The 8,624-nt window shown below is 68.8% G+C and carries 7 protein-coding genes; 3 read left to right on the top strand and 4 right to left on the bottom strand.

Annotated features, from left to right (window positions below; all coding sequences use genetic code 11):
• The 3 genes from ACT4N3_RS13355 to hemA form a co-directional block, all read left to right on the top strand.
• On the top strand, positions 1-2,040 hold a 2,040-nt coding region (locus ACT4N3_RS13355; RefSeq protein ID WP_444855719.1), incomplete at its 5' end, for an autotransporter outer membrane beta-barrel domain-containing protein.
• An 8-nt stretch (positions 2,041-2,048) separates the two neighbouring features.
• The gene (locus ACT4N3_RS13350) at positions 2,049-2,528 is read left to right on the top strand and encodes a c-type cytochrome (RefSeq protein ID WP_444855718.1); all 480 of its coding nucleotides are present in this window, start codon (positions 2,049-2,051) and stop codon (positions 2,526-2,528) included.
• 70 nt (positions 2,529-2,598) lie between these two features.
• Positions 2,599-3,819 (top strand): 5-aminolevulinate synthase, encoded by a 1,221-nt coding sequence (gene hemA / locus ACT4N3_RS13345; protein ID WP_444855717.1) that lies wholly within the window; start codon positions 2,599-2,601, stop codon positions 3,817-3,819.
• A 222-nt stretch (positions 3,820-4,041) separates the two neighbouring features.
• On the opposite strand, the gene ACT4N3_RS13340 is transcribed toward hemA, so the two are convergent.
• The 4 genes from ACT4N3_RS13340 to ACT4N3_RS13325 form a co-directional block, all read right to left on the bottom strand.
• Positions 4,042-5,838: a DUF885 domain-containing protein gene (locus ACT4N3_RS13340; RefSeq protein WP_444855716.1), complete on the bottom strand. Its 1,797-nt coding sequence runs from the start codon at positions 5,836-5,838 to the stop codon at positions 4,042-4,044.
• 14 nt (positions 5,839-5,852) lie between these two features.
• On the bottom strand, positions 5,853-7,289 hold the full coding sequence (locus ACT4N3_RS13335) for an amino acid permease (protein WP_444855715.1): 1,437 nt from the start codon (positions 7,287-7,289) through the stop codon (positions 5,853-5,855).
• Positions 7,289-7,924: a GntR family transcriptional regulator gene (locus ACT4N3_RS13330; RefSeq protein WP_444855714.1), complete on the bottom strand. Its 636-nt coding sequence runs from the start codon at positions 7,922-7,924 to the stop codon at positions 7,289-7,291. Before ACT4N3_RS13330 ends, ACT4N3_RS13335 begins: the two co-directional genes overlap by 1 nt.
• The coding region (locus ACT4N3_RS13325) for a proline racemase family protein (protein ID WP_444855713.1) at positions 7,921-8,624 on the bottom strand (704 nt) is incomplete at its 5' end. The genes ACT4N3_RS13330 and ACT4N3_RS13325, both read right to left, overlap by 4 nt.

Genomic DNA, 8,624 nt, shown 5'->3' with positions numbered 1-8,624 from the left:
TCCGGCAACGGCCGGCTGGCCAAGGTCGGCACCGGCACCCTGATCCTGACCGGCAACAACACCTATGCCGACGGGACGTTGATCTCCGGTGGCGTGCTGCAGCTCGGCAATGGCGGGACCAGCGGATCGATCGTCGGCCGCATCGAGGTCAACGGCGTCCTGATCGTCAATCGCAGCGACGCCCTGACGCTCTCCGGCATCATCGACGGCGCCGGCCTGTTCGTGCAGGCGGGCACCGGCACGACGACTCTGACCGGCGCCAATGCCTATACCAACGGCACGCTGATCTCCGCCGGCCGGCTGCGCGGCGACTCGCTGTCGCTGCAGGGCCTTATTCAGAACGACGCAACGCTCGAATTCGCACAGACGACGACCGGCACGTTCGCCGGCCGGATGGCCGGGGCTGGACTGGTCGAGAAAACCGGCGCCGGATTGCTGACCTACACCGGAAACAATACCTTCCTGACCGGCCAGACACGCATCCTCGGCGGCGAGCTTAGGGTCAATAATCTGCTCAACCGCTCGAGCGTGACCGTCGGCAACGGCAGCACCCTGTCCGGCACCAGCGTCGTCGGCGGCATCGTCGCGCAGAGCGGCGGCACGGTCGCCCCCGGCGCCGGCGGCTTCGGCACGCTCGGTGTCAACGGCAACATTCAGTTCCTCGCCGGCTCCGCCTTCGCCGCGCAGGTCCAGCCGGCCGGCAGCGACCTCTTGCTCGGCAACGGCACCGCCCAGCTCGCCGGCACGATCGCGGTAGCCGGCACAGCGGGCGTCTATCGCTTCAACTCGGTCTACGTCCTGCTCCAGGCCGATCTCGGCCGCACCGGCACGTTCGGCACCGAGACCGGCCTCAACACGTTCGGCCAGGCCTATGCGCCGCGGATCGTCTACACCCCGACCCAGGTCCAGCTGCTGCTGGCGCCGGCCCAGCTGCTGGGCATCGCCGGGCCGGACGGCACGCCGAACCAGCGCAGCACCTTGACCCGGATCGATGCGGCGGTGGCGGCGGGCTACGACCCGCAGCCGCTGATCGCGCTCTACAACCTGACGCCGCGGACCGCCTTCCTCAACGGCGCGGACCAGCTTTCCGGCGAGATTTACGCCACCTCGGTTCGTGCCGCGCTCGACGACGATCGGCTGGTGCGCGAGGCGACGCTGAGCCGGCTGCGCCTCACCCAGGATATGGGCTTTGGCGAGAGCTTCGGCGCCTGGGGTCACGCCGTCGGCGCCTGGGGCAGCGGCGACACGGACGGCAACGCCGCCCGCTACGAGCGCGACCAGCAGGGCTTCGTCGTCGGCATGGATGGCGGCGGCACGATGGACGGCGGCGCCTGGCGGGTCGGGCTGCTCGGCCATCACCTGACGACCGACATCAATGTCGATGCGCGCGGCAGCAATGCCGACATCGAGCGGACCGGCGGCGGCGTCTATGGCGGGCTGGACCTCGGCGACCTGCGCATCCGGGCGGGCGGTACTTATTCGTCGCTCGAGCTGAGCGGCCGGCGCGTCGCCGCATTCACCGGCTTCGCCGAGACGCTGAGCGGCGAGACGGACGGCGAGGCGCTGCAGGGCTTCGCCGAGATCGCGTACCGCTTCCAGGTCGGCGCCTCGACCCACCTCGAAACCTATTTCCTGGCCAGCCACACGAGGGTCGAGTTCGACGGCTTCAGCGAGACCGGCGGCGCCTCGCGGGTGCGGGTCGCGGCGGAGGAGGACGACCTCACCACTCTCATCTTCGGGCTGCGCGGCGGCACCGTGATTCCAATCGGCGCGAGCACCAGCCTCCGGCTCGACGGCGGGCTCGGCGTCCGCCATCTGTCCGGCGACCGGATGATCTTCTCGCTGATTTCGCTCGACGCCTCGCCAAATCAGGCGTTCGATATCCGCTCCGCGGCGGCCGACCGTTTCGCGCTCACCGGCAATTTGGACGCGACCTTCGAGTTCGGCCGCACGATCACGCTGTCGATCGGCTATTCCGGTGTCGTCGCCGCCAACGCCCGCGACCATGCCGCCCGGGCGACGCTCGGGCTGCGCTTCTAGGAGGAACCATGTCGCACTTGCGCGGGCCTGTCGTTTTCGGCCTGACCCTGCTTGTCGCGGCCTGCTCAGGCGGGAGCTCGCCGCCTGCCGGCAATGTCGCCACGGCCGGCGCGCCGGAGGCTCCACCACCGGCGGCGAACAATGTCGACACAATGACCGGCGCGACTCTTGCCCAGTTCAGCGGCGACGCGGCCGCCGGTCAGCGCGTCTTCCTGCAATGCCAGTCCTGCCACGCGGTCGAAGCCGGGGCGAACCGGCTCGGGCCGACGCTGCATGGCGTCGTCGGCCGCCAGTCGGGCGGGGTGCCCGGCTTCAACTATTCGCCGGCCAACCGGAACGCCGGCATCATCTGGACGCCGGAGAAGCTGTTCCAGTATCTCGAAAATCCGCGCCGCGTGGTGCCGGGGACGACGATGGCTTTCGCCGGCATTGGCGATCCGCGGCGCCGCGCCGACCTGATCGCCTATCTCGCCACTCTGCACGACTGAATTTCGCCGGCAAATCTGGACATTTCGGCGCAAAAGCGCGACAGCGGCGGTGACTGGGGAGAGTCCGCAAGTGAATTACGAGGCCTTGTTCAAGGACGCGCTGGATGCGTTGCGCGCCGAAGGGCGCTATCGCATCTTCGCCGAGCTCGAGCGCAAGGCCGGCCAGTTCCCGCATGCGACACGCTACGCGCATGGCGGCACCGGCGACGTCACCGTCTGGTGCTCGAACGACTATCTCGGCATGGGCCAGCATCCCAAGGTGCTCGCCGCGATGCACGAGACGCTGGACGCCTGCGGCGCCGGCGCGGGCGGCACTCGCAACATTTCCGGCACCACCCATAGCCACGTGCTGCTGGAGCGCGAGCTGGCCGATCTGCACGGCAAGGAATCGGCCTTGCTGTTCACCTCGGGCTATGTCTCGAACTGGGCGGCGCTGGGGACGCTGGCGGCGAAGCTGCCCGATTGCGCGGTTTTCTCGGACGCCGGCAACCACGCCTCGATGATCGAGGGCATCCGCCACAGCCGCGCCGAGCGTCACGTGTTCAGGCATAACGATCCGGAAGACCTTGACCGGCTGTTGTCGCTGGTGGAGCCGGGGCGGGCGAAGCTGGTCGCGTTCGAGAGCGTCTATTCGATGGACGGCGACATCGCACCGATCGGGGAGATCCTCGACGTCTGCGAGAAGCACAAGGCGATGAGCTATATCGACGAGGTCCACGCCGTCGGCCTTTACGGCCCGCGCGGCGGCGGCGTCGCCGAAGAGCGTGGCCTGATGGACCGGATCACGGTGATCGAGGGCACGCTCGGCAAGGCGTTCGGCGTGATGGGCGGCTATATCGCCGGTTCCGCCGCGCTTTGCGATTTCATCCGCAGCTTCGCCTCCGGCTTCATCTTCACCACCGCTCTGCCGCCGGCGCTTGCGGCCGGCGCCTGCGCTTCCGTGCGCCACCTTAAGGAAAGCCGGGTCGAGCGCGAGGCGCATCGCGACCGGGTGGCGACGGTGCGGGCGCGGCTGAAAGCGATCGGCATCCCGATGCTCGACAATCCGAGTCACATCATCCCGGTGATGGTCGGCGACCCGCACCATGCCAAGATGATCTCGGACTGGTTGCTCGACACGCACGGCATCTACGTCCAGCCGATCAACTATCCGACCGTGGCGCGGGGCACGGAACGCCTCCGGATCACGCCGTCGCCAGTGCACAGCGAGGCGGACATCGACAAGCTGGTCGGCGCGCTCAGCGAAATCTGGAGCCAGTGCGCGCTGGCACGGGTCGAGGTCGCCGCCTGATCTGCGAGCGACCCGGAGCGGGGACATGCTATTGCGTGTCCCCGCGTCACGCACGGTAATCCTTGAGGAAATGGGGACTCAATGGGTTCTGATTTCGAGAATCATCGCTGACGCCCGACCCCCTCTCCCTACCCTCTCCCCGCCGGGGAGAGGACATAGAAGGCCGAACCTCGATACGCCCTAGTTCGTGCTGGCGGCCCGCGAGGATGGAAGGCGCACGCCCTAAGGCTGGCGGGCCGTCGTCTGCGGCTGCTGCGCCGCCTGCTCCTGGCGGACGATATAGGCCTCCATCTGCTCCTCCAGCACGTTGAGCGGCACAGAGCCCAGGTGCAGGATCGCGTCGTGGAAGGTGCGCTGGTCGAAGCGGGAGCCGAGCCGTCGCTCGGCTTCGCGCCTCAGCCGCAGGATCGTCATCTGGCCGAGCTTGTAGGCGACCGCCTGGCCGGGCCAGGAAATGTAGCGGTCGATCTCGTTGACGATCTCCAGCTCCGACATGGCGGTGTTGTCGCGCAGGTAAGCGAGCGCCCTCTCGCGGCTCCAGCCGTAGGCGTGGAGGCCGGTGTCGATCACCAGCCGGGTCGCGCGCCACATCTCGTAGGTCAGCCGGCCGAAATCCTCATAAGGCGTGCGGTAGATGCCCATGATCGTGCCGAGCCATTCGACATAGAGGCCCCAGCCCTCGCCATAACCGGAGAAATAGGTCTGCTGGCGGAACTCCGGCCGGTTCGGCCCCTCCAGCGCCAGCGCCGCCTGGAAGCTGTGGCCCGGCGTGCATTCGTGCAGGGCAAGCGCGGGGATATTGTAGAGCGGCCGGGCGGGGAGGTTGTAGGTATTGAACATACAATTCTCGAGCCCGCCGCGGCCGCCGGTGTAGATCGGCGCGATCTCGTCGGGGACGGGCACGATGCCGTGGCGGAAGCGGGGCAGGGTGCCGATCGTCTCGCCCAGCTGGCCGTTGGCGCGGGCGACGACATAGGAGGCGACGCCCATCAATTGCTCCGGCGTCTGGGCGTAGAATTGCGGATCGGTGCGCAGGAAGTGGATGAACTCGGCGAAGCTGCCGGTGAAGTTCGCCCGGCGCATGGTCGTTTCCATCTCGGCCCGGATGCGGGCGACCTCGGCCAGACCCATGTCGTGGATCTGGCGCGCCGTGAGGTCGGTGGTCGAGAAGCGGCGGATCTGCTCCTGATAGTAACGCGCGCCATCCGGCATTTCCGAAGCGCCGATCGTCGTCCGCGCGCGCGTCATATAGTCCTCGCGGAAGAAGCGCAGCAGGTCGCGATAGGCCGGGATCGCCGCCTCGCGCAGCGCCGCCATCCCGTCGGCGCGCAGCCGCGTCTGCTCCTCGGCCGGGATCGAGGACGGCATGCGGCGGAAGGGGGCGTAGAGCGGGTTCGCCTCGCCGTCGGCGGTGAATGGCACGATCGTCGCGTCGCGGCCGTTCAAGGTCACGCGCGGCACCGAGAAGCCGCGCGCGAGGCCGGCGCGCATGTTGGCGGTGTGCTCGCCGAAATAGCGTGGCAGGTCGCGCAGCCGGCCGATGAAGCGGCGATATTCCTCCGCATTGGCGAAACCGGATTGCGGCGCGAGATAGGTCCAGAAGAAGCTGTCCGAGTTGAACGGCGCCTCATAGGTGCGGAACCGGACGTCGCCGATCTGTTCGAGCAGGGTGGTGCGGAACACGGCCGCGTTGATCCGCTCCTCGCCTGAAAGCTGGTCGACGGGAATCGCGTTCAGCTCGCGCAGCGCGTTCTCCCAATAAGCGAGCCGCTCGCGCTGCGTCGCCGGATCGACGCGTGGCCAGTGATCGGCGAGCGCGCCCGGTCCGCGGCCCTCGACCCGTCCGTCCTGCTGCCGCCGCCAGGCCCACTCCGCCTCGTAGAGCCGGCGCAGGCGCTGGTCGGCGCTGGTCGGCGCGGCCGCGGTCTGGGGCATCGTCTGGGCCGGCTGCGGCGCCTGGGCGAAGGCGGGCGTGGTGGCCAGCAGGGCGAGAAGGAGGAGAGCGCGGCGGGCGGGCATGAACGGGCTCCTGGTCAGATTCCGGTGACGGGATGGTTCTGGGCGGCGAGGCTGCGCGAGCGGCTGTAGGCAAAATAGACCGCCAGCCCGATCGCGTTCCAGACGACGAAACGGATCAGCGTCCCCATCGGCAAGCTCCACAGCAGATAGAGGCAGCCGATGATGGTGAGCGTGCCGACGACATAAGGCGCGGGGCAGCGGAAGACGCGCGGCAGATCGGGCCGCGTCCGGCGCAGGGCCATCACGCAGGCGCCGACCGCGATGAAGGCGGCGAGCGTGCCGGCATTCGCCAGCTCGGCGATCTCGTTGAGCGGGAAGAAGCCGGCGACGGCGGCAACCGCGACGCCGGTCACCGCGGTCATCAGGGTCGGCGTGCCGCTGCGCGGGCTGACCCTGGCGAAGGCGCGCGGCAGCAGCCCGTCCCGCGCCATGACGAAGAAGATGCGGCTCTGGCCGTACATCATCACCAGGATCACCGACGGCAGGGCGATCAGGGCGGCGAGGGCCACGGCCCAGGCGGCGAAAGGCTGATCGAGCGTGCGCAGGACGAGGGCCAGCGGCTCCGGCGAATCGGCGAGCAGGCGGTAGTCGAGCGCGCCGACCGCGGCGAGCGCGACCAGCATATAGATGAGCGTGCACACCGCCATCGAGCCGATGATGCCGATGGTGAGGTCGCGGCCGGGATTCTTCGCTTCTTCGGCCGAGGTCGCGACCGCATCGAAGCCGTAGAAGGCGAAGAAGACGATCGCGGCGGCGGCCATCACGCCGCGGGTCGTTCCCTCGGCGTCGACGGTGCTGCCGAAGCCGTAGGGCATGAAGGGCGTGAAGTTGGCGCCGCTGAAGGCGGGGAGCGCGAGCACGACGAAGACGGCGAGCGCGGTCAGCTTGATCGCGACGAGGACGATGTTCAGCGTCGCGCTCTCGCGGGTGCCGGCGATCAGCATGCCGCAGACCGCGAGCGCCACCAGCACGGCGGGGAGGTTGATGACGCCGCCGGCATGGGGACCGGCGAGCAGCGCCGCGGGCAAAAAGACGCCGATCGATTGCAGCCAGCCGACCAGGTAGCCGGCCCAGCCGACCGCGACCGCGCTGCAGGCGACCGAATATTCGAGGATCAGGCTCCAGCCGATGATCCAGGCGAGCGTCTCGCCCGCCACCGAATAGGTGTAGGTATAGGCGCTCCCGGAGGTCGGGATCAAAGTGGCGAGCTCGGCATAAGCGAGCGCCGCGCAGGCGCAGACCAGGCCGGCGACCAGGAAGGCGAGGATCACGGCCGGGCCGGCGCGATCGGCGCCGACGCCGGTCAAGGTGTAGATGCCGGTGCCGACGATCGCGCCGACGCCCAAGGCGATCAGATGCGGCCAGGAGAGCGATTTCCTCAGGCGATGATGCTCGGCGAGCGTGTCCTCGGCATGGATCGGCTTCAACGGTCCCCAGAACGAAAGCGCCATCAATCCCCCTCTTTCTGTCCGTCGAGCTGGCCTTCCAGATCGTCGAGCGTCTGACCGATATGCGCAAGCAGCAGCCTCGTCACGGCTTTCTCGTCGCGCGCCAGCCAGGCTTCGACCAACGCACGGTGCTCGTCATGGGCCCGCGCGTCCCGTCCCTGAGGCTCGAGATGCTTGCGGACATAGCGCTCCGATATGACGTGCAGCCGCTGGACGATGTCGAAGGTGAGCGGCTGGCCGGCGGGGCGGACCAAAGCGAGGTGGAAGGCGCGGTTCAACGCGCCGACGTCGCCGTGGCCGGCCATCGCGGCCTCGAGCTCTTCCAGCGCGATGATGGCCTGTGCCTGTTCGCGCATCGAGGCGCGGGCAGCGGCGCGGGCCGCGCTGCCCGGCTCCAGCGTGAGGCGCAGCGCATAGACCTCGCGCGCCTCGGCGGCGGTCAGCGGCGTCACGAACCAGCCGCGATTGACTTCCGATCGCAGCAGCCCTTCCTCCTCCAGCCGGGCGAGCGCCTCGCGCAGCGGGATCTTGCTGACTCCCAGCTCGGCGGCCAGCGTGTCCTGGCGGATCGGCTGGCCCGGCCCGGCGGCGCCGGAGAGGATGCGCTCGCGAAGCCGCTCGGCGAGCGCGGCGCTCATGTGACCGAAAAGCCCGCGTGGAATGGATCGTCGCTGTCGATCCAGATCGTGTTGAAGCCGGTCGCGAAAGCGGAGCCGGTGATTGACGGGATGATCGCCGGCACGCCGCCGACCTCGGTCTGGGCCTCCACCCGGCCGACGAAGCGGCTGCCGATATAGGATTCGTGGACGAACGTGTCGCCGACCTTCAGCACGCCTTTGGCGGCGAGATGGGCCAAGCGGGCTGAGGTGCCGGTGCCGCACGGGCTGCGGTCGATCGCCCGCTCGCCGTAGAAGACCGCGTTGCGCCCGTCGGCGCCGTCGCTTTTCGGCACGTCGGCCCAGAGCAAATGGGTGACGCCGCTGATCCGGTCGTCGAGCGGGTGGACCGGGGTGATCGTCTCGCGCAGCTTCGCGCGGATCGTGCGGCTGAGTTCGACGATCCGCGCCGCGCCGAGATCGTCGAGGCCGCGATATTCGCCCTGCGGCTCGATGATGCCGTAGAAATTGCCGCCATAGGCGATGTCGATGCTGAGCGTCCCGAAGCCGCGAACGTCCACCGAAACACCTCGCGCGGCAACGAATGAGGGAACATTGCGCAAAGTGACCGAGGTCACCTTGTCGCCTTCGCGGATATAAGTGATGCCGATCTCGCCCGCCGGCACCTCGACGGTCAGGCGCCCCGGCTCGCGCGGGACGATCAGGCCGTGCTCCAGCGCGA

Origin of the sequence: Sphingosinicella sp. (assembly GCF_052388015.1) — a bacterium.
Classification (GTDB): Bacteria; Pseudomonadota; Alphaproteobacteria; order Sphingomonadales; family Sphingomonadaceae; genus Allosphingosinicella.
Note: the sequence above shows the minus strand (reverse complement) of the source record. Positions and strands in the feature narration are given on the sequence as shown.